Source organism: Streptomyces sp. NPDC057702, from assembly GCF_042799315.1.
GTDB lineage: Bacteria > Actinomycetota > Actinomycetes > Streptomycetales > Streptomycetaceae > Streptomyces.
This window is the reverse complement of record NZ_JBHVJC010000009.1, coordinates 123,677-143,956: the sequence shown is the minus strand read 5'-3', so window position 1 is coordinate 143,956 and position 20,280 is coordinate 123,677. Positions and strand designations below refer to the sequence as shown.

The 20,280-nt window shown below is 73.2% G+C and carries 18 protein-coding genes; 7 read left to right on the top strand and 11 right to left on the bottom strand.

Annotated elements, in window-relative coordinates:
• Positions 1-3: 3 nt before the first annotated feature.
• Together ACFVFR_RS09070 and ACFVFR_RS09065 are read left to right on the top strand one after the other, a co-directional pair.
• On the top strand, positions 4-1,449 hold the full coding sequence (locus ACFVFR_RS09070) for a polyketide synthase (protein ID WP_383699049.1): 1,446 nt from the start codon (positions 4-6) through the stop codon (positions 1,447-1,449).
• A gap of 137 nt (positions 1,450-1,586) precedes the next feature.
• Positions 1,587-2,456 carry an alpha/beta fold hydrolase gene (locus ACFVFR_RS09065; RefSeq protein WP_383699048.1) on the top strand — a complete coding sequence of 290 codons (870 nt, stop codon included), beginning with the start codon at positions 1,587-1,589 and terminating at the stop codon, positions 2,454-2,456.
• A gap of 70 nt (positions 2,457-2,526) precedes the next feature.
• On the opposite strand, the gene ACFVFR_RS09060 is transcribed toward ACFVFR_RS09065, so the two are convergent.
• From ACFVFR_RS09060 to ACFVFR_RS09050, 3 genes are all read right to left on the bottom strand, one after another.
• The gene (locus ACFVFR_RS09060; protein WP_383699047.1) at positions 2,527-4,947 is read right to left on the bottom strand and encodes an ATP-binding cassette domain-containing protein; all 2,421 of its coding nucleotides are present in this window, start codon (positions 4,945-4,947) and stop codon (positions 2,527-2,529) included.
• A gap of 99 nt (positions 4,948-5,046) precedes the next feature.
• On the bottom strand, positions 5,047-5,460 hold the full coding sequence (locus ACFVFR_RS09055) for a VOC family protein (RefSeq protein ID WP_383699046.1): 414 nt from the start codon (positions 5,458-5,460) through the stop codon (positions 5,047-5,049).
• A 10-nt stretch (positions 5,461-5,470) separates the two neighbouring features.
• Positions 5,471-5,914: a helix-turn-helix transcriptional regulator gene (locus ACFVFR_RS09050; protein WP_383699045.1), complete on the bottom strand. Its 444-nt coding sequence runs from the start codon at positions 5,912-5,914 to the stop codon at positions 5,471-5,473.
• 776 nt (positions 5,915-6,690) lie between these two features.
• Between ACFVFR_RS09050 and ACFVFR_RS09045 the strand changes: the two genes are divergently transcribed.
• The 4 genes from ACFVFR_RS09045 (at position 6,691) to ACFVFR_RS09030 (ending at position 10,474) form a co-directional block, all read left to right on the top strand.
• On the top strand, positions 6,691-6,846 hold the full coding sequence (locus ACFVFR_RS09045) for a hypothetical protein (RefSeq protein ID WP_383699044.1): 156 nt from the start codon (positions 6,691-6,693) through the stop codon (positions 6,844-6,846).
• Positions 6,847-7,072: 226 nt separating this feature from the next.
• The gene (locus ACFVFR_RS09040) at positions 7,073-8,338 is read left to right on the top strand and encodes a hypothetical protein (RefSeq protein ID WP_383699043.1); all 1,266 of its coding nucleotides are present in this window, start codon (positions 7,073-7,075) and stop codon (positions 8,336-8,338) included.
• A 26-nt stretch (positions 8,339-8,364) separates the two neighbouring features.
• Positions 8,365-8,877: a hypothetical protein gene (locus ACFVFR_RS09035; protein WP_383699042.1), complete on the top strand. Its 513-nt coding sequence runs from the start codon at positions 8,365-8,367 to the stop codon at positions 8,875-8,877.
• 487 nt (positions 8,878-9,364) lie between these two features.
• A complete protein-coding gene (locus ACFVFR_RS09030) occupies positions 9,365-10,474 on the top strand; it encodes an ABC transporter substrate-binding protein (RefSeq protein ID WP_383699041.1) in 1,110 nt (369 codons plus the stop codon).
• A 119-nt stretch (positions 10,475-10,593) separates the two neighbouring features.
• On the opposite strand, the gene ACFVFR_RS09025 is transcribed toward ACFVFR_RS09030, so the two are convergent.
• Entirely contained in the window at positions 10,594-11,721 is a 1,128-nt protein-coding gene (locus ACFVFR_RS09025) for an IMP dehydrogenase (protein WP_383699040.1), read from the bottom strand.
• 303 nt (positions 11,722-12,024) lie between these two features.
• Positions 12,025-12,408: a hypothetical protein gene (locus ACFVFR_RS09020; protein WP_383699039.1), complete on the bottom strand. Its 384-nt coding sequence runs from the start codon at positions 12,406-12,408 to the stop codon at positions 12,025-12,027.
• A gap of 505 nt (positions 12,409-12,913) precedes the next feature.
• Between ACFVFR_RS09020 and ACFVFR_RS09015 the strand changes: the two genes are divergently transcribed.
• On the top strand, positions 12,914-13,465 hold the full coding sequence (locus ACFVFR_RS09015; RefSeq protein WP_383699038.1) for an FABP family protein: 552 nt from the start codon (positions 12,914-12,916) through the stop codon (positions 13,463-13,465).
• Positions 13,466-13,487: 22 nt separating this feature from the next.
• Here ACFVFR_RS09015 and mnhG read toward each other — a convergent pair whose 3' ends face one another.
• Genes mnhG through ACFVFR_RS08985 form a run of 6 tightly spaced genes read right to left on the bottom strand, consistent with a single transcriptional unit; the run spans position 13,488 to position 19,797 of the window.
• The gene (gene mnhG, locus ACFVFR_RS09010; RefSeq protein ID WP_383699037.1) at positions 13,488-13,832 is read right to left on the bottom strand and encodes a monovalent cation/H(+) antiporter subunit G; all 345 of its coding nucleotides are present in this window, start codon (positions 13,830-13,832) and stop codon (positions 13,488-13,490) included.
• On the bottom strand, positions 13,829-14,140 hold the full coding sequence (locus ACFVFR_RS09005) for a monovalent cation/H+ antiporter complex subunit F (RefSeq protein WP_383699036.1): 312 nt from the start codon (positions 14,138-14,140) through the stop codon (positions 13,829-13,831). The genes mnhG and ACFVFR_RS09005 overlap by 4 nt, the downstream gene beginning before the upstream one ends.
• Positions 14,137-14,751, bottom strand: a complete 615-nt coding sequence (locus ACFVFR_RS09000) for a Na+/H+ antiporter subunit E (RefSeq protein ID WP_383699035.1) — start codon at positions 14,749-14,751, stop codon at positions 14,137-14,139. The genes ACFVFR_RS09005 and ACFVFR_RS09000 overlap by 4 nt, the downstream gene beginning before the upstream one ends.
• Entirely contained in the window at positions 14,748-16,337 is a 1,590-nt protein-coding gene (locus tag ACFVFR_RS08995; protein WP_383699034.1) for a Na+/H+ antiporter subunit D, read from the bottom strand. Before ACFVFR_RS08995 ends, ACFVFR_RS09000 begins: the two co-directional genes overlap by 4 nt.
• On the bottom strand, positions 16,334-16,903 hold the full coding sequence (locus tag ACFVFR_RS08990) for a Na(+)/H(+) antiporter subunit C (RefSeq protein ID WP_383699033.1): 570 nt from the start codon (positions 16,901-16,903) through the stop codon (positions 16,334-16,336). Before ACFVFR_RS08990 ends, ACFVFR_RS08995 begins: the two co-directional genes overlap by 4 nt.
• A complete protein-coding gene (locus ACFVFR_RS08985) occupies positions 16,900-19,797 on the bottom strand; it encodes a Na+/H+ antiporter subunit A (RefSeq protein ID WP_383699032.1) in 2,898 nt (965 codons plus the stop codon). Before ACFVFR_RS08985 ends, ACFVFR_RS08990 begins: the two co-directional genes overlap by 4 nt.
• Positions 19,798-20,280: the final 483 nt, after the last annotated feature.

Below are 20,280 nucleotides of genomic sequence, written 5' to 3'. Positions count from 1 at the left end.
CCGGTGAAGGAGTACATCGCCTCGCTCCAGCAGCTCACCAAGGCCCAACTCGTGCTCGCCCTGGCCCGTCAGCGACTGCGGGAGACCGAGGGCATCGCGGTGGTCGGCCTGGCCTGCCGCTTCCCCGGCCGCATCGACACGCCCGAGCGGTACTGGCAGGCCCTGTTGGCCGGCCGGGGCCTGGAGGAGCGGCGCGAGATCCCCACCGACTCCACCGGCCGACCCCGCTGGAACGTACGCGCCCCGGACCTGGCCCCGCTGGCCCGCGTCCTTCGCCAGGGCGCCTACCTGACCGACATCGACCTCTTCGACGCCGAACGCTTCGGCATCCCGGACGAGGAGGCCGACCACATGGACCCGCAACAACGGCTGCTGCTCACCTGCGCGGCCCAGGCGCTGGAGGAGACGACGCCGCCGGACCGCTCGGCCCGGGTCGCGGTCTTCGCCGGGGTGAGCACCGTGGAGTACGGCTTCGCCCGGCTGCGCAACGGCCTCGACGTCGCCGGACTCTCCCCGTACATGGGCACCGGCGGAGCGCTCAGCGCCAGCGCGGCCCGCGTGGCCACCGGGCTGGGCCTGAACGGCCCGGTGCTCACTGTGGACACGGCCTGCTCGTCCGCCCTGGTCGCGGTGCACCTGGCCGCCGCGTCACTGCGGAGCGGCGAGTGCGACATGGCCCTGGTCGGCGCCTGTCACCTGCTGCTCGCCCCCTTCACCACGGGCGTCTTCGAACGGGCCGGCATGCTCTCCCCGACCGGTCGCAGCCGCCCCTTCGACGCCGCCGCCGACGGGCACGTACGTGGCGAGGGCTGCGGGGTCCTGGTCCTCAAGCGCGAGCGGGACGCCACCGCCGACGGCGACCGCCCGTACGCCCTCATCACCGCCAGCGGCGTCCACCAGCAGGGCGCCCGCCCCTCCCTCGCCGCCGGCTCCGCCGCCTCCCAGCGCCATGTCATGGCCCAGACCCTGGCGAGCGCCGAGCTCGACCCGCGCCGCGTCCAGTACGTCGAGGCCCAGGCCAACGGCTCCAGGCTCGGCGGCGTCAGCGAGGCGGAGTCGATCGCCGACGTCTACCGGCCCGCCGGCCAGCAGGCCCCGCCGCTGTACATCGGCTCGGCCAAGGCCAACCTCGGATACCTGGAGACCGCCTCCGGCGCGGCCGGGCTGATCAAGGTCGCGCTGGCCCTGCGCCACCGCACCATCCCGCCCCAACCGGGTGTGGACCAACCCGACCCCGCCATCCCCTGGCACCGGCTGCGCCTGCCGCGCACCGCGCTGCCCTGGCCCGAGGCCGAGCCGCCGACGGCCGCCGTCAGCTCCTTCGGGTTCACCGGCACCAACGCCCACGTGCTGATGCGAGCGGTGTCCGACCCCGGGCCCTGGCCCACACCACGGCGCGTGACCACCCGGGGGCGCGCCCACTGGCCCGCCGACCACCGCTGGCACTGAGCCCCGGCCGGACCGGGCCCAGGACCTCCCCGGCCGTCGCTTGCGGCGGCTCAACTGGGCTGGTACGGGAGTCAGTTCAGTACGATGTCGAGGTGCCGCAGCCGCCGTGGCCCGGCGCGAACCCCCGAGGTGGTCCCATGAGCGAGTCCCTCACCGCCGTACGCGCCGTCCTCAACACCGCCTCGTACCTCTCGCCGCGCCTGCTCGGCGGGTACGTCCACCGCCTGTTCCTCGCACCACGGTTCCGCGACCGGGTGCGGGAGGCCCAGCGCCCCGTCCACGAGCGGGCCGAGGTGGACGAGCTGACGGTGAACGGCCGCCGGCTGGTGAGCTACCGCTGGGGCCAGGGCGAACGACCCGTCCTGTTCGTGCACGGCTTCGGCGGCCGGGCCGCCAACTTCGCCGGCTTCGTCCACGGCCTGGACCAACTGGGCCTGCCCGCCGTGGCCTACGACGCCTTCGGCCACGGCGACTCCGGCGGCACGAGCACCACCATCCTCGACCACGTGGCGCTGATCCGCCTGCTCCAGGAGCGCCACGGGCCGTTCCGGGCGATCGTCGGACACTCCTTCGGCGGCACCAGCGCCTACCTGGCCCTGCGCCGGGGCGCCTCGGCCGAACGCCTGGTGACCATCGGCGCGGTCAGCGACTTCGCCGTGCTGCCCGACCTGTTCTGCGCGCAACTGGGCGTGCGCCCGGTGTACGCCGCCGAACTGCGCCGCCGCACGGAGCGCCTGTTCGCCGCCGAACCCGACTTCTGGCAGCGGTTCTCGCCCGCCGACCGGCCAGGGGAGCTCACCCAGCCGCTGTTCGTGGTGCACGACGCCCAGGACCACGAGGTCGGTGTGGACCAGGGCCAGCTCATCGCCGCCGCCTACGGCGCGCGAGCCCGCTTCCTGCGCACCGACGGCCTCGGCCACCGCCGCATCCTCGGCGACCCCACGGTGATCGCGGAGGTGCTGGCGTTCGTCACGGGGGAGGCCCGTGGCACGGCGCCCCTCGGGTGAGCGACCCGCCCGGCGCCTACCCCTCGCCACCTGCCGTGGCCCCGCCCGACCGCCTGCCGCGCCGCCCCGGTCAGCCGCTGACGTACGCCGCCAGATGCTCGCCGGTGAGCGTGGCGCCGGAGGCGACGAGGTCGGCCGGCGTGCCCTCGAAGACGACCCGGCCGCCGTCGTGCCCGGCCCCGGGTCCCAGGTCGATGATCCAGTCCGCGTGCGCCAGGACCGCCTGGTGGTGCTCGACGACGATGACCGACGTACCGGCGTCCACGAGCCGGTCGAGCAGGCCCAGGAGCTGTTCCACATCAGCCAGGTGCAGCCCGGTGGTCGGCTCGTCGAGGACGTAGATCCCACCCTTGTCGGCCAGGCGGGTGGCCAGCTTGAGCCGTTGCCGCTCGCCACCGGACAGCGTCGTCAGCGGCTGCCCCAGGCGCAGGTAGCCGAGCCCGACATCGGCGAGCCGGCCCAGGACGCGGTGCGCGGCCGTCAGGTTGGCCCTGCCCGCGGTGGCCGCGCACGTCCGCAGCGCGCCGTCGAAGAACTCCGTGGCCTCGGTCACCGACATCGCGAGCACCTCGCTGATGTCGCGACCGTCGAGGTGGTGGTCCAGGACGGAGGTCTCGAACCGCCTGCCCTCGCACTCCTCGCAGACGGTGGCGACACCGGCCATCACGGCCAGGTCGGTGTAGACGACGCCGGCGCCGGCGCAGTTCGGGCAGGCCCCGGCAGAGTTCGCGCTGAACAGTGCCGGCGGCACCCCGTTGGCCTTGGCGAACGCCTTGCGGATCGGGTCCAGCAGCCCGGTGTAGGTGGCCGGGTTGCTCCGCCGGGAGCCACGGATGGCGCTCTGGTCGATCGAGACCACCCCCGCGCTGGCCGGGATCGAGCCGTGTACGAGCGCACTCTTGCCGGCCCCCGCGACGCCGGTGATCACGGTGAGCACCCCGAGCGGAACGTCGACGTCGACCCCGCGCAGGTTGTGCGTGCTCGCGCCACGGATCGCCAGCGCGCCGGTGGGGGTGCGCACCCGCTTCTTGACGCCGGTCCGGTCGCCGAGGTGGCGGCCGGTGCGGGTGTCGCTGTCCCGCAGCCCCGCCACGGTGCCCTCGAAGCAGACGGTGCCACCCGCCGCGCCCGCGCCGGGTCCCAGGTCCACGACGTGGTCGGCGATGGCGATGACCTCGGGTTTGTGCTCGACGACCAGGACGGTGTTGCCCTTGTCGCGCAGTCGTAGCAGGAGGTCGTTCATGCGGCGGATGTCGTGGGGGTGCAGGCCCACGGTCGGTTCGTCGAAGACGTAGGTGACGTCGGTGAGGCTGGAGCCCAGGTGGCGGACCATCTTCACGCGTTGGGCCTCGCCGCCGGACAGGGTGCCCGAGGCGCGGTCCAGGCTGAGGTAGCCCAGGCCGATCTCCACGAACGAGTCGAGGGTGTGCTCCAGCGAGGCCAGCAGGGGAGCCACCGACGGCTCGGTCACGCCGCGCACCCAGTCGGCCAGGTCACTGATCTGCAGGGCGCACGCGTCGGCGATGTTCAGGCCCGCGATACGCGACGAGCGGGCCGCCGCGCTGAGCCGGGTGCCCTCGCACTCGGGACAGGTGGCGAAGGTGACCGCCCGGTCCACGAACGCCCGGATGTGCGGTTGCATCGCCTCCCGGTCCTTGGCCAGGAACGACTTCCGCACCCGGGGCACCAGCCCCTCGTAGGTCATGTTGATGCCGTCGATCTTCATCCTGACGGGCTCGTGGTGGAGGAGGTCGTGCAGTTCCCTCTTCGTGTACGAGCGGATGGGCTTGTCCGGGTCGAAGAAGCCGGAGGAGGCGTACAGCCGGTAGCCCCATCCGCCGGTCTTGTAGCCGGGGATGGTGAACGCGCCCTCGGTGAGCGACAGCGAGTCGTCGTAGAGCTGGCTGACGTCGATGGCGGAGATGGTGCCGCGGCCCTCGCACCGCACGCACATGCCGCCGGTGCGGGTGAAGGTCCGCTTGACGGTCTGGGTCCTCTCGGTGCCCCGGTCGACGGTGAACGCGCCGCTCGCCGAGACCGAGGCGACGTTGAAGGAGAACGCCTGCGGCGAGCCGACGTGCGGCCGGCCCAGTCGGCTGAAGAGGATGCGCAGCATCGCGTGCGCGTCGGTGACGGTGCCGACCGTGGAGCGCGGGTCGGTGCCCATCCGCTGCTGGTCGACGATGATCGCGGTCGTCAGCCCGTCGAGGACGTCGACGTCGGGCCGCCCCGGGGTGGGCATGAAGCCCTGGACGAAGGTGCTGTACGTCTCGTTGATCATCCGCTGCGACTCGGCGGCGATCGTGGCGAACACCAGCGAGCTCTTGCCCGAGCCGGAGACGCCGGTGAACACCGTCAGGCGGCGCTTGGGGATCTCGACGCTGACGTTCCCGAGGTTGTTCTCCCGGGCGCCCTGGACGCGGATCAGGTCGTGCCGGTCGGCGGCGTGCGGCGCCGGCGGGCGCCGGGCCCCTCGCGCGGTGGCGCTCATCGTCTCTCCAGGTCGTGGTGGGGCCGCCGGCGCCGCCCCGTGGCGTACGAGACCGGTCGGGGCGGGGCGCGCGGGTCACACGGAGCGGTGCGGGGTGGATCAGGTCAGCTGCTGGATGCGGATCAGGTTGCCGGCGGGGTCCCGGAAGGCGCAGTCCCGCACCCCGTACGGCTGGTCCGTCGGCTCCTGGACGACCTCGGCGTCGCTGTCCTGGAGCCGCTCGAAGGTGGCGTCCAGGTCGGGCGTGGCCAGGTTGAGGGCGGCGAGGGTGCCCTTGGCCATCATCTCGACCAGGGTGTCGCGCTCGGCGTCGGTGATGCCACAGCCGGGCGCCGCCGGCGGCTGCAACACGATGGCCGTGTCGGGCTGGCCCGCGGGGCCGACCGTGATCCAGCGCATCCCGTCGTACCCGACGTCGTTGCGGACCTCGAAGCCCAGGATGTCGCGGTAGAAGGCCAGCGAGGCGTCCGCGTCGAGGTGGGGGAGGAAGCTTTGGTGAATGGTGATGTTCATGGCGGCCACGCTAGCTCTGGCCCGGAGCCGCCGCTTCTCGATTCCTGACCGGTCTGGTCACCTGTTTCGCCACGCAGGAGGGCATCCCCACCGTGGCGTTTGCCGCGCGCTGTCGGTAGACGCTGGGTGGTGTTCCCACCAGCTCGGTGAAGCGCGTGCTGAAGGTGCCCAGCGAGGCACAGCCCACCGCGAAGCACACCTCGGTGACGCTGAGGTCGCCACGCCGCAGCAGGGCCATCGCGCGCTCGATCCGGCGCGTCATGAGATAGGAGTACGGTGACTCGCCGTAGGCGGCCCGAAACTGTCGGCTGAGGTGCCCGGCGGACATGTTCACACCACGGGCCAACGCCTCGACGTCCAGCGGCTGCGCGTACTCCCGGTCGATCCGGTCGCGCACGCGGCGCAGCCGCGCGAGATCGCGCACATGTCGCTCGGCGGCGGCTTCGCTGGTCACGGTCCCGATGGTGCCACAGGGGCGGGCCCGGCGCGGGTGGGGTGGTGCGCCGACCGGCGGCGGCGTCGGAGCGGTCCGGGGTGTGCGAGGTGGCCCGGGGTGTGCGGGGCGGCCGGGTGGCTGATGGCGGGTGGCTGTCCCGTCGTGACGGGGTGGTCGGGACGGGCGCCGTCGTTGGGCGGGCGCTGGGGTGGACGCCGCCGTCGGGGCGTGGCGGGGTGGCTCGGGTGGGGTTCGTCCCGCGCGTGCGGGGGGCCGGCCGCTCCGGTAGGGCGCCGGCACATCCGGCGAGCTCCGGGGTGTGGGTGGTACTCCCGGTGGGTGGTTTCCCAACAAGCTTGCCGTGTGGGGCGGTTGGCGTATCCCTGTCGGGGGGTGGGCCGGTCGGGGTGCCGTGGGGTGGGGTGTCGAGGCGCGGGCGGCTGGCCGGGGTGGGACTCCCAGGCCCGGCCCGGTGGGGTGGCTGTCCCGCCCTTCGGTGTCGGCGGACTGGGTCGGTCACTGCACGATGGCGAAATCGCAACGCCCCGCCGGTGTCCGGAGTGGTGTCGGGCGGGCGTCTCGTCGGTCCGGTGGTGGTGTGTGCCGAGCGGTCGCGGGGTCGAGGTGACGTCTCCGCGCTGTCCGAAAAACACCTGCTCACGCGGCTGACATGCCATGATGAACCCCCTTCTGCTTTGCCGTTGCTTGACACTGTCTTGAGCTTCGCTTTACCGTCTGACGGCGCGACATCACGCGTGATCATCAACCCATATGTCACCCTTCGGAGGTTCACGATGGAGAAGTTGATCAAGAAGATGACCCAGGACGACGTCTGGCGGAACTGGGTCGCCGCCAACTCGGCGAGCGCCGCCGCGAAGGACGGTTGCATCAGCGCGGCCCCGAAGGCGGGTTGCATCAGCGCCGCGCCCAAGACCGGTTGTATCTCCTGACCGGGCGCTGACCGCCCGTCGGACGGGCCATGGGTGGCGGGGGGGGGGGGGGGGGGCCCCGCCCCCCCCCCCCCCCCCCCCCACCACTCGGCCCCGGCCGGTACCGGCCCTCGACCCTCGTATGTGGGGGCCGGTACCGCGACTGTCGCCGGCGGTCACCCTCCGACTCCCACCCGGGCCCCCGGAACTCTCCCCGATCCCCGTTCGCCTAGCGCAGAGGGTGCACATGCGTGGTCAGCCGACGGCCGAAGTCCTCGACCAGATCAAGGACATACCGATCTACCGCACGTCGATCGAGCGGGGACACTTCCCCGTACTGGAGAAACCGGAGATCGCGCGGGGCTTTCCGGACAACTGGATGACACCGCGCCTGGCCGCCGCGCTGGCCGCCGGCGAGGCCGAGTACGTGCTCTCCACGGGCACCAACCACGCTCGCATGCAGATCATCCGCCCCCCGTACTTCCTGCTCAACTCCTACTACCAGCTGTGGAGCGAGCACCCCGACATCGCGTTCACCTGGGACGCCGGCTGCCAACGCACCTCACTGACCACGGTGTTGGCCACCGAGCACGTCGCGCGCGTCAACGCGGGCAAGCGCGCGGCGCGCCCCACCGACCCCGACCCGGAGCCGGGCCCGGCACAGCGACGCCTCGACGACCGCACCGTCTACCTCAACCTGCGCTTGGACCCGGCGCTGTGGGAGCGCGCGGACGTCGAGCGCATGCTGGACGAGATCCGCGTTGCCCAGCGGGCCCACCCACGGGGCTGGTACCACCTCGACTGCTCCAGCTACCACCTGGCGCATCTCGTGCTCAAGGCCAAGCGATGGGGCCTGTGGGACGACTTCCCGATGCCCGCGAGCATCGTCCACGCCTACGAGTACACCCCGGTCACCGTCCGGCGCTTCCTGCGCGAGCACTTCGCGTGCCCGGTCATCGACCTGTTCGGCAGCACCGAACTCGGCTACCTCTACTACAGCGACCGCGCCGGCCGCTACCACCCGTACCTGGACCAGATGAGCGTCGAACTCCTCCCTGTCGCCCCCGGCAGCGAGCTCTACAGCCTGATCGTCTCCAGTGTCCGCAACCCCCACATGCCCCTCATCCGCTACCGCTCCGGCGACTGCGTCCGCACCACCGACGGCAGCCCCGACCCGACGCGCGTCGACCGCTTCTGTGGTCGGGAGAAGGAACTCCTGACCCCCGGCGCGGCCGGCACCGCGACCCCCGGCCCCATCGCGCAGGGTGACCTGAGCGACCGCGTCGGCGCCGTCGCGCCGAGCGTCTTCGTGCACCAGCTGCGGGCCACGGACGAGAAGGAGGCCCGCCTGCGGTACACCACCTTCGACGGCGACCCCCTGCCACCGGCCCGGGCCACGGACCTGGCGGACGCCGTCAGCACCCTGACCGGACGCCGCTGCCAGGTGGAACACCGCGCGCACATCCCCATCGGGAAGTCCGGCAAGTACGCCTGGCTCGCCACGGACCACTGACCGCCGACCCACCCCAGGGGGAAACCATGACCACCCAGCCGCACGTGTCCGCCGGCGATCTGAGGGCCCTGCTCGGCGAGGAACTGCACGCCGAGGTGGTGGCGTACGCCGCCGACCGGACCGGCGTCCCGGCGGACCTCGCCGAACGCCAGGTCACCGAGTGCCTGCGCTACCTGTACCTCGTCTCGCGCCACCGCGAGCGACTCGGCGGGCTGTTCCTCCCCGTCGAACAGGACATCGACGAGATCTGGCACTACCTCATCCTCCAGACGCGCGAGTACCGCGCGCTGTGCCAGGAACGGCTGCCGGGTGGGTTTCTCATCGACCACCGCAGCATCGCCTACGAGAGCTACCAGCGCGAACCCGGCCGCGAGCAGGCGATGGAGGAGGCACTGCGCTGGATTCCCCTGTACTGCCGGGAGTTCGGCCCCTTCGACGAGGGCGCGCTGCCGCACTGGACCATCGTCCGCTTCCTCCACCAGCGGATGGGCATGTCCCTGGCCGAGATCGCGGCCCTCGAACCCCTGGAGCCGGCGTAACCCACCCCGCCACGGGCGGGCTCCCACCCAACCCACCCCGCCGCGCGTGCGCCAGCGACCCCGCCGCGTGTGCCGACCCAGCCCGCCACGGGTGGGCCCGGTCAGCGTGGGGCGCGCCAGCCACCTTGCCGCGTGCGGGCCAACCACCCCGGTCGCCGGATGTGAGGCCGGCGCCGGTGCCGTGGGTGGCGCGCCCGTGCCAGGTCGCGTACGCGCTCGGGTCACTCACCCGCTCGCGCCTGCTCGGAGCACCCCGCCGTGCGAGGCGACGGCGTCACCCACGGGGCGGCGCGTCGGGATGCCTTCCGTCGGGTGTGTCCCACGGGCCGAAACAGGGTTGTCCGCGCGCGGTGGCGGTGGGTGCAATGGGCGACGCGATCACCCGGCCGGCTCCACCACGGCGGGCCGGACGGTCGCGCACCACCGGGCCGAGCCACCTCGTGTTCCGGCACACCGCGACGTAGTCGCCCTACGGGAGAGGCCACCCATGCGCACGCCACCCCACCACCCTCCGGCAGCGGGCACGGACGGGCCACCCGTGCGGATCGGCGCGCTGGCCCCGCTGACCCGACCCGGCTGGACCGAGGCGGGCCACCACCTGCTCGCCGGACTCGAACTGGCCGTCCACGACGCCAACGACACCGGCGGCATCGACGGACGGCCCCTGGAGCTGGTCGTCCGCGACACCGCGGCCGACCCCCGGCGCGCCGTGGCGGCCGTGGACGACCTGGCCGACCTGGGGGTGAGCGCCCTGGCGGGGGAGTACCACAGTGTGGTCGCGCGCGCCGTCGCCGGCCGGGCCGACGCCCTCGGCGTGCCGTACCTGTGCTCCTCGGCCGTGCTCGACGCCCTCACCGACGCGCCGACACCCTGGGTGGCGCGCCTGCCTCCGGTCCAGTCCCGAGGCTGGCGGATCTACGCCGACTTCCTCCACGACGCCGGCCACCGCCGCGTCGCCGTGGTGAGCCAACCCAGCCTGTACTGGGCGACGGGGACGCGCGTCCTGCGCGACCACCTCGCCCCGCGCGGCGTCACCCTCAGCCCACTCGACGCCGACGCGCTCACCCCCGCGGCCCTGTGCGCGGAACTCGTCGCCCAGCGGGCGACGGCCCTCCTCCTGCTGGTCGGCCTGGAGCCGGCCCTGCCGCTGGTCGCCGCCGTCCGCCGCGACCCGCGACTGGCCAAGATCACCCTCGGCGCGCCGGCCGGCCAGCCCGAGTTCGCGAGCTGGCTCACGTCGCTGGGCCAGGACGGCGCCGGGGTGCCGTTCCTGCGCTACCTCCCCGAGCGGCTCGGGCCGCTCGGCGCACGGGTCGGGGCGGACCTGCGGGAACGGCTGGGCCAGCCACCCTCCTTCGTCGCCTTCGAGGGGTACGACACGGGGGCGGTGCTCACCGAGGCGCTGCGCTCGCACGGCGCGGGCCGGGCGAGTGTCGCCGCCGCCTGGCCGCGCGTGGCCGTCGAGGGCACCCGGGGGACGGTCCGGTTCTCCCGCCCGCCGGGCAGCGACGTGTGGCAGTGGGCCTGGCCCCCGGTCCAGGTCGTGGACCGGGACCCGGCACAGCCGGACCACTTCCGCGTCCGACACCAGGGCTGACCGCTGGCCGGACCCGCCGTGACGGGGGCGCCGGCGCCGTACGACGCCCCGCCGGCGCCCCGGTTCCGGCGACCCCGCGTCCGGTCGCCGGGGGCCGCGCGAGGCCGTGCGGGTACGCGTCAGGCGACCGGGACCGGCGCGTCCCGCAAGGTGACGGTGGCGTGGCTCTCCTGGAAGCTCTGGTCGGAGACCAGCGTCAGCCGGGCCGAGGACCGGAACCGGGGCAGCGTGGTGGAACCGCAGGAGACCATGGTGTTCCTGAGCTTGGCCACGGTCAGCGCCAGCCCCTCGTGGAGGTCGCCCGCGTACGGGACGTAGCCGTCCACGCCCTCCTCGAAGACCAGCCCCTGACCGCCCTGGCCGTAACGCCGCCAGTTGCGGGCCCGGTTCGAGCCCTCGCCCCAGTACTCCTTCACGAAGCCGTCGCCGGTGGGCACCTTCGCGCCGGCCGCCTGGTCGAAGCGGGCGAAGTAGCGCCCCATCATGACGAAGTCGGCGCCCATCGCCAGGGCCAACGCCACGTGGTAGTCGTGCGCCAACCCGCCGTCGGAGCAGATCGGCACGTGCGCGCCGGTGCGTTCGCGAAAGGCGTCGCGGGCCGCCGCCACGTCCAGTACGGCGCTGGCCTGGCCACGGCCGATGCCCTTCTGATCCCGTGTGATGCAGATGGACCCGCCCCCCACCCCCACCTTGACGAAGTCCGCGCCCGCCTCGGCGAGGAAGGTGAACGCCTCCCCGTCGACCACGTTGCCACCGCCGACCGGGATCTGCGGGTACTCCTTCCTCACCCAGGACAGGGCTTGCGCCTGCCAGTCGCTGTACCCGTCGGAGGAGTCGAAACACAACGCGTCCGTACCGGCCGCCAGCAGGGCCGGCACGCGCTCCCGGTAGTCGTGGGTGTTGATGCCCGCGCCCACGCGCAGCGGCCCGGCACCCTCCGCGCCGGCCTCGGCGCGCTTGACCTGGCGGACCGCCGCGACCTGGTCGGCGATCGGCTGGTTGTGATGGAGGAAGCTGAGCCCGCCCTCGCGGGCCAGGGCGACGGCGAGTTCGGGGGTGCTGACGGCCTGCATGATGGCGGAGGTGAACGGGGTTCCCAGCTCGATCGCCGACGCCTCGCCCACGATGTGGCGCACCAGCGGTGTACGCAGGTCGACCGTGGCGGCCGAGCAGTCGGTGCGTGTCCGGTTCGGCAAGAGCAGAAACTCGTTGAACGTCCGTGAGACCTCGTTGATGATCTGTGCCACTCGTTCCTCCTGACCCGTCGGCCGGGGCCCGGCACCCCGCCGTGAGGATCGCCCCCCGTGTCGCGGGGCCCGGACAGGCGGAGATCGGCACGGCAGCCGTTGGCGGCACCATCGAACCGCGGCGAAGTCCGCACCTACCCGTAGCGCGAACAGGGTGCGGTCGTGACCCGGCACCCTACCGGCACACCGGGCGCCGTACGCATCGCGCTCCCACCCACGGCCCCGGACGCGGGTGTTCGGCCGCCGTGGTGACCGTGCCGCCGGCGGCGGGGTGGTCGGCGGACGGGAGTGACGCCGACCGGGTCAGGTGATCTTCCAGGTGATGGCCTCGCGGAACTGCGGCTGAACGGGGTCGATCACCTCGCCGGTGCCACTCTTGCCCCGGCCGGGGAGTTTGCCCGGTGACCCCACGAAGCCCGCCAGGCCGACGACGACCTTGTTGGTCGCGCTGTCGCTGAGGAACGCGACGTCCTGCCCCGGTCGGCCGTCCCAGAGGAAGTCGCCGCCGGTGGAGGGGACGAACACCGACGCCCCGCGCCAGGTGCCGTCCACCTGCTGGGCGCCGGGTGGCACGGTGGTGATGGTCATGTTGACGAACTGCGTCCTGCTCGGGTCCGCCTTGACCGTCAGCTTCACGTCGACGTTGAAGTCGAAGGCATCCGTCGCCGTCTCGTCGCTCTCACCCATGGCCGCCCTGTCCCTTCCGAGTCCGCGCCCCCGGGATACGGCGGCGTCGCGTTCATCATGGGACCGGTGGCGACGGCGGCCTACCGGACGCCCCGTGGCGGCCCACGGAGCGACACCCCTGGCGCAACGCGTGTCACCCACGCGCACGACGCCGGACACGGGCGGTGGCGTGGCCGACGCGTGCGAGGGTGGGTGGGGGCGGGGGCGGGGCGCCGCTGACACCCGGTCCATCCGCGCGGGGCCGAGACCGTGCCCACGGCGGACTGGCCCGCCCCACTCGCGTCGGGGACAGGCCGACAGGCGGCTGTCGAACCGCCCGGATGGGGGTTCGTAGCGTCGTACGCCGCGCTGACGGACTGTGTCACCCGCCGCCGCCCACCGGGCCCCTCCCCGCACCGGTGGGGTGTCCCACCCACGCGTCCGACCGAGGGCCCGCGACCCCGCCCCACCTCGGTGACGGCCTAGGCTGCCACCCGGCACCACCGGCCTCGATCCAGGAGCGCGCATGTCGTTCGACCCCACCCACCCCGCCCCCTTCCCCGACGCCCGGCGGCCGGACCAGGCACCCACCCCGCACCCCCAACTCGCCCCGCTGGTCGGCTTCCTGGGGACCTGGGTGGGACGCGGGCGCGGGGAGTACCCGACGCTGGAGGAGGACTTCGCGTACGCCCAGGAGGTCAGCTTCAGCCACGACGGGCGGCCCTTCCTCCGCTACGAGGCGCGGGCCTGGCTGCTGGACGCGGAGGGCGGGCCGCTGCGACCGTCGGCCCGCGAGAGCGGCTGGTGGCGGATGCGGGACGGGGGACAGGTCGAGGCGCTGATCACCCAGCCCACCGGAATCGCGGAGATCATGGTCGGTCGAGCCGAGAGCGGCGCGGTGGACCTGCGCAGCCATCAGGTGGCGCTCGCGCCCACCGCCAAGGAGGTCAACGCCACCCGCCGGCGCTACGCCCTGGCCGCCGACGGCACGCTCGACTTCGTCCACGACCTCGCGGCGGTGGGCCAGCCGCTCCAGCACCACCTCACGGCGCGCCTGCGACCCACCGGTGGGAGCTGAGCCGGGGCAGGGCGCTGTCGACTCACCGGCGCGGGGCGGAGGCCAGGTCGTCGCGCAGCAGGGCGGCGTCACCGAGCTGCCCCGTGCGGTAGGCGGCCCGGGCCACCAGATGGGCCGCTACGGCGCTGGTCAGCAGCTGGAAGAAGGCCACCAGGGCCAGGGTGCCCAGGTCCACGAAGGAACGCAGCCGCAGCGCGACCCCGGTCACCAGCAGGAGCGTGCCCAGCGTCTGCGGGTTGGTCGCGGCGTGGCTGCGGGTGAGGACGTCGGGCAGCCGGAGCATGCCGATGACACCGGTCAGACACACCGCCGCGCCGGTCAGCAGCAGGATCGACCCGGCGAGATCGGTGACGGAGTGCCAGTTCACGCGCGCTCCTTGAAGCTCTGGTCCGCCCGGAGCGAGGGCCGGTCGCGGACGGCGATGAAACGGGCGATGCCCACCGAACTGGTGAATCCGAGAAACGCGATCACCAACATGATCGACAGGTAGTGGCTGGTGCGGGTGATCGCCGCGTGCACGCCGATGCCGGCCAGGATGAGGACGGCGGCGATGTCCACGGACACGGCCCGGTCCAGCATGGAGGGGCCGCGCCAGACACGTACCAGCAGCAGGGCGCCGGCCAGCACGATCAGCGCCAGCGCGGCGTTGAGCAGGATGTCGTTGGCCAGTCTCATCCGGCGGTGCCCTCTCCCTCGGGTGGCTCGGGTGACTTGGGTGACGCGGGCGGGTCGCTCGGGTCGGTCGGCGGGGGGTCCTTGACGCGGGCGACCTCCTCGCGGGTGCCGAAGGCCCGCACGACGAGGGTTTCCAGGCGCCACACGTCCCTGCTGGCGCGGGTCAGCGAGCGGGGGTCGTCGGCGTGCGAGACGTGCAGGAACAGGGTGGCCGTGGTGCCGCTGACCTCGACCAGGGCGCCGCCGGGCACCGAGGAGACGGCGACCGCCGTCGCCGCGATCATCAGGTCGGTACGGCAGCGCAGCGGCACCGCGATCACGGCCGCCGGGCCCGGCCGGCCCCGCACGATCTGCCAGGTCACACTGATCGTGGACCACACCATGTCGTACAGCAGGTAGCAGGCCAGGCGCACCATGCCCACCGGTCGCAGCCACAGGTCGAGTTCGACGGACGGCAGCGGGAAGACCAGGCACAGCACGATCGCCACCACGACGCCGCTGATGACGTTGCCCCAGGTCAGGCCCGACCACAACAGGGTCCACAGCAAGGTGAGCCAGGCGATCAGCGGCAGGTCCAGGGTGCGCCGGGCGCGCGGAGCGAGGGGTTTCACGACCCGAGCACCGCCTCCACGTAGGGTCCCCGGGCCAGGAGTTCGGCGGCCGAGCGGTCGGCCAGGCCGGTCAGCGGGGTGGCCAGCACCGTGTAGGCCAGCCCGAGGGCGACCGCGACCCCGGTCGCGACGACCATGCCGGGCGGGATGCGGGTGGTGGTGCGTACACAGACGGTGCTGGTCGCGGCCACCGGGCTCTCGTCGTCCGGCGCCGAGTCGGGTGTGTCGCTCTCCTCCAACACGTCCCCCTCCCCACGGGGTTGCTCGACCGGGGCGCGCCAGAACGCCAGGTTCCACACCTTGGCCATCACGTACAGCGTCAGCAGGCTGGTCACGGCCGAGGCCCCGAGCAGCACGTACGCCCACCAGCCGCCGTCCGCCGCGCCCGCCCGCATCAGCCCCAGCTTGCCGAGGAAGCCGGACAGGGGTGGGATGCCGGCGAGGTTCATCGCGGGCACGAACCACAGTGCGGCGATCAGCGGCGCCGTACGGGCGGAACCGCCGAGGCGGGTCAGCTCCGTGGTGCCGTAGCGCTTCTCCAGCAACCCGGCGGCCAGGAACAGGGTGGCCTGCACGGTGATGTGGTGCGCCGTGTAGACGATGGCGCCGCCGATGCCGCCCCGGCTGCCGAGCGCGAGCCCGTACAGCATGAAGCCGATGTGGCTGACCAGGGTGAAGGACAGCAGTCGCTTGAGGTCGGTCTGGGCGATCGCGCCGAGGATGCCGATGAGCATGGACGCGCACGCCACCGCCATCAGCACGGCCGAGAGCCGGTTGCCGGGAAACAGCAGGGTCTCGGCGCGGATCATCGAGTACACGCCGACCTTGGTGAGCAGGCCCGCGAACACGGCCGTCACCGGTGCGGGCGCCGTCGGGTACGAGTCGGGCAGCCAGGCGGCGACCGGGAACGCCGCGGCCTTCACCCCGAACACGGTGAGCAACAGCACTTCGGCCAACGTGCGCACGCCCAGCGGCAGTTCAGGAAGGCGCTGGGCGAGTTGGGCGAAGTTGACCGTGCCCGCCGCCGCGTAGGTCACGGCGATGCCGGCGAGGAAGACCAGCGAGGAGACGATGGAGACGACGACGTAGGTGGACCCCGCGCGCACGCGCGGCTCGGTGCCACCCGCCGTGAGCAGCACGAAGCTGGCCATCAGCATGATCTCGAAGCCGACGTAGAGGGTGACGAGGTCGCCGGCGAGGAAGGTCAGCGACACTCCGGCGACCAGCACCAGGTACGCCGGGTGGAACACGGCGATCGGCGCGTTCTCCTCGCGGTCGGCCATGCCCTGACTCATCGCGTAGAACAGGACGATGAGGGTGACCGCCGCCGAGACGCTCACCATGAGCGCGGCGAGCCGGTCGGCCACCAGCGTCACACCCAGCGGCGGCGCGAAGTCGCCGAGGTGGGCCACGAGCGGGCCGGTGCGGTCGGCCTCGACGAGCAGCAGCAGGGCCACGGCGAGGACCCCGGCCAGCCCGCCGACCGTGATCACCCGGTGCAGCCGGCGTATCCGCGGCCCGATGAACAGGGCCAGGCCACACACCGCCAGCGGCACCACGACGGGCAGCGGAACGAGGGAGTTCACCGGTTCTCCTCCGGTCGGGGTGGGGCGGGGGGCGCTGGGTCGGAGCCGAGGATGTCGTCCCACAGGTCGCCCGACGCGTCCCGGTTGCGCGCCTGGTAGGCGCGGTTGGCGCGCAGCCGCTGACGCTGCTCGCGCCGCTCGTCGCGCCAGGCGCGCGGACCCTCGCCGCGGTGGAGTTCGCGCAGCTCCGCGCGCTCGGCGGAGATCTCCGCGCGCAGCACCACGCGCCGGTCCGCCACGTCGTCGGGGACGAAGTCGGAACCGGTGAGCTGGCTGCTGCGGTAGGCCATCGCCAGGACGAACGCGGTAGTCGCGAAGGTGATCACGACGGCGGTCAGCACGATCGCCTGTGGCAGCGGGTCGGTCACCCGGGAGTGGCGAACGCCCGGGTGCAGGAGGGGCGGGAAGCCGGCCCGCCCGGTCGAGGCGAGGACGAGCAGGTTGACGCCGTTGCCGCACACGATGATGCCGACCAGGACGCGGGTGAGGCTGCGGGTGTGCAGGAGGATGCCGCCGACGGCGATCTGGACGACCGCGCAGGCGAGCAGGGTCAGGCTGACAGTCACCGGCTCCGCACCTCCTCGGCGAGCGCCAGACTCGCCTTGTACTCGGTCTGCTGGTCGATCTTCGAGCCCAGCGCCCGCACGACACCCAGCACCACTCCGAGGACCAGCAGGTAGACCCCGAGGTCGAAGAGGACGGCGGTGCCCGCGTGCCAGTCGCCGATCAGTGGCAGATGCCCGTGCCAGGTCCACGCGTGCAGCACCGTGCCGTCCACGAGGCCCAGCAGCGCGACACCGGTCGACAGGGTCAGGCCCAGGCCGGTGAAGAACCCCGCGTGGACGGGGGCCGCCGCCGTCAACTCGTGCCGCCCGCCCGCCAGATAGCGGATCATCAGGGCCACCCCGGCCACCAGCCCGCCGACGAAGCCACCCCCCGGCAGGTTCTCCGCGCACAGCAGCAGGAAGACCGACAGCATCAGAATCGGGTGGAAGACGAGCCGGGCGACCACCTCGAAGACCAGCGACCGGTGCTCGGGCGCGAGGGTGTCCCCGGCCACCAGCCAGCTCCGTTCGGGCGCGCCCTGGCCGTACTTGGGAGGCACCCGCAACCGCTGCGCGGCCAGCGACCAGGCCGTCACCCCACCCGGCAGGGTGGGCGGCGCACTGGTGACCCGGCCCTGTCGGCGGTGGACGTACAACAGGCTGGTCACCCCCAGGCCGGCGACCGCCAGGACGGCCGACTCACCCATCGTGTCCCAGGCCCGGAAGTCCACCAGGATCGTCGCGACCACGTTCTTCAGCCCGTGGTGGGCCGTCTCCTCGGTCAGGGCGGCACCGGCCGGGGTGTCCCGGCGCGCGCCCGCCGCCAGCCACACCGTGCCCGCCACCACGGCGGCGCTGGCCAGCGCGAGGAGCATGTTCACCCCGGAGCGCCAGGTGCGGTGGGTGTCGCCGAAGTAGACGGGCAACCGGCGCAGCACCAGCACCAGCACCACGGTCGAGACGGTCTCCACGCCGAACTGTGTCAGGGCCAGGTCGGGCGCGCCGTGCCCGACGTAGAGCAGCGCCGTGCCGTATCCGCTCAGGCCGGCGAGTACCGCCGCCTTCATCCGCCGCTGCACCATCAGGCACATCAGGGCGCAGGCGCAGGTCAGCGCCCCCACTGCGGCCTGCCACGGGGAGTCCCACAGCCGGGGCGCGGGCGTTCCGCGCCAGGGTTGGTCGGCGGCCAGCACGGCCAGCAGCCCGGCGCACAGGACGGCCAGCACCGTCGCGACGTACGCGGGCAGCGAGCCCTTCTGCACGGCGCCCGTCACCTGGAGCGCGGCCCGTTCCAGGCCGAGTACGAGCCGTCCGAACACCTCGTCCGCCTTCGGCCACGCCAGCCGCCGCCCGATCCGCACGACCGGCTCCTGGGCCACGAACAGCGCCAGCCCGCCGACCCAGGTGAGCACCGACAGCGCCAGCGCGCTGCCGAACCCGTGCCACAGCGCCAGGTGGTAGGGGTGGTCGGGCAGCGGGTACTGGGCCGCGTACCGTTCGAAGAGGTCCGCGACCCACCCCACCCCCGGCCCCAGCGCCAGACAGCCGGCGGCCAGCAGTGCGGCCGGCGCGAGGAAGGCCGGCCCGACGCGGTGTACGGGGGTGTCCGGGACACCCGGCTTGCGCGCGAAGGCGCCCCACAGGAAGCGCAGCGTGTACGCGGTGGTCAGCGCGGAGCCGACCACGACACACCCGAGCACCCACCACTCGGCCACACCCCCGCGCAGCAGCGCGTCGAACGCCGCCTCCTTCGCCGCGAAACCCAGCAGCGGTGGCAGGGCCACCATCGAGGAGCCCGCCACCACGGCCACCGCGCACACCCACGGCAGCTGTCGCCCCACTCCCGACAGCTTGCGCAGGTCACGCGTCCCGGCCGCGTGGTCGACGATGCCCGTCACCAGGAACAGCGGCGCCTTGAACAGCGCGTGCCCCAGGATCAGCGCGACGGCCGCGAGCGCGGCCTCGTAGCTGCCCGCGCCCGCCAGGACGGTGAGAAAGCCCAACTGGCTGACGGTCCCGTAGGCGAGCAGCAGCTTGAGGTCGTTGAGCCGGGGCACCCGCCAGCCGGCCAGCAGCATCGTCGCCGTGCCCAGCGTCAGCAGCAGCGGTCGCCACGGGGTGACGTCGGCGAAGGCCGGCGCGAACCGCGCCACCAGGTAGACGCCCGCCTTGACCATCGCGGCGGCGTGCAGGTACGCGCTGACCGGGGTGGGCGCGGCCATCGCGTTGGGTAGCCACAGACTCAGCGGCCACACCGCCGACTTGGCGATCGCCCCGGACAGGATGAGCACCAGCGCGACCGACAGGGTGGTGTCCGTCGGCGGTGGTGACTGGAGGATGTGCGAGATGCGGTACGTGCCCGCCGCGTGCCCCAGCATCAGGAACCCGACGAACATCGCGAGGCCGCCCACCGACGTCACCATCAGTGCCTGCAACGCGCTGCGCCGACTCCCGCGCCGCTGGCTGTCGTACCCGATCAGCAGGAAGGACAGGACAGTGGTCAGCTCCCAGAACAGGTACAGGACCATCAGGTCGTCGGCGAGCACCAACCCCAGCATCGCCCCGGCGAACGCCAGCAGGTTGCCACCGAAGGGCCCCAACTGCGGCGCGCCGGCGTCGAAGTAGCGCACGCAGTACAGCAGCACCAACCCGCCGATCCCGGCCGCGAGCACCACCATGACCAGCGCCAGCGCGTCGAGCCGGAAGGCGACCTCGACGTCGTACGCCCTGATCCACCACCACGTCTCGACGCTGGCCGCACCGCCGTCGGCCAGCTCGCCCCACCGTGACATCGCCCAGGCGAACGCGGCGGCGGGTGGCAGGGCCAGCACCACGAAGCCGCGCGTGCCGACCCGGCGGATCAGCGGGGCGGCGCAGAGCGCGACGACGAAGTGAGCGAGGACCAGTACGGTCATAGTCGATATATATCGGCTTAAAAGGGGTATCGAGCGGAGGGCACGCCGCCACCACGGACCCGCGTCCCCACGGAACCGGGCCGCCACCCGCGCGGGCCGGGCGCGACACACGCGACGCGCTCGGTGATCGCGCGAGGCCGCTCCGGTGCGCGGGCGGGTCGGTGGCACGGGTGGGTTGACGCGGCGGGAGGGGGCGTCGTGCGCGCGTGGGTTGGCCGCGCGGGGTGATGTGGTGGACCGGAGTGGTACGTGGTGTGGTGGACCGGGGTGGTACAGGAGGTGCGGTCGCGTGGGTGTCGGTGGGCCTAGCGGATGTGGGTGACGTACGCCCCGGGTGGGCGGTGCCCCGGGTGGAGGGGCGGCGCGCTGTCTGGTCGGGGGCGGGGGGGGGGGGGGGCGGGGGGCGCCGGCCGCCGCGCCCGGGCGGCGCCGCCGGGGGTGGGCGGGTGGGGGCGGGGGTGAGTGGGCGGGGCGCGAGCCCCC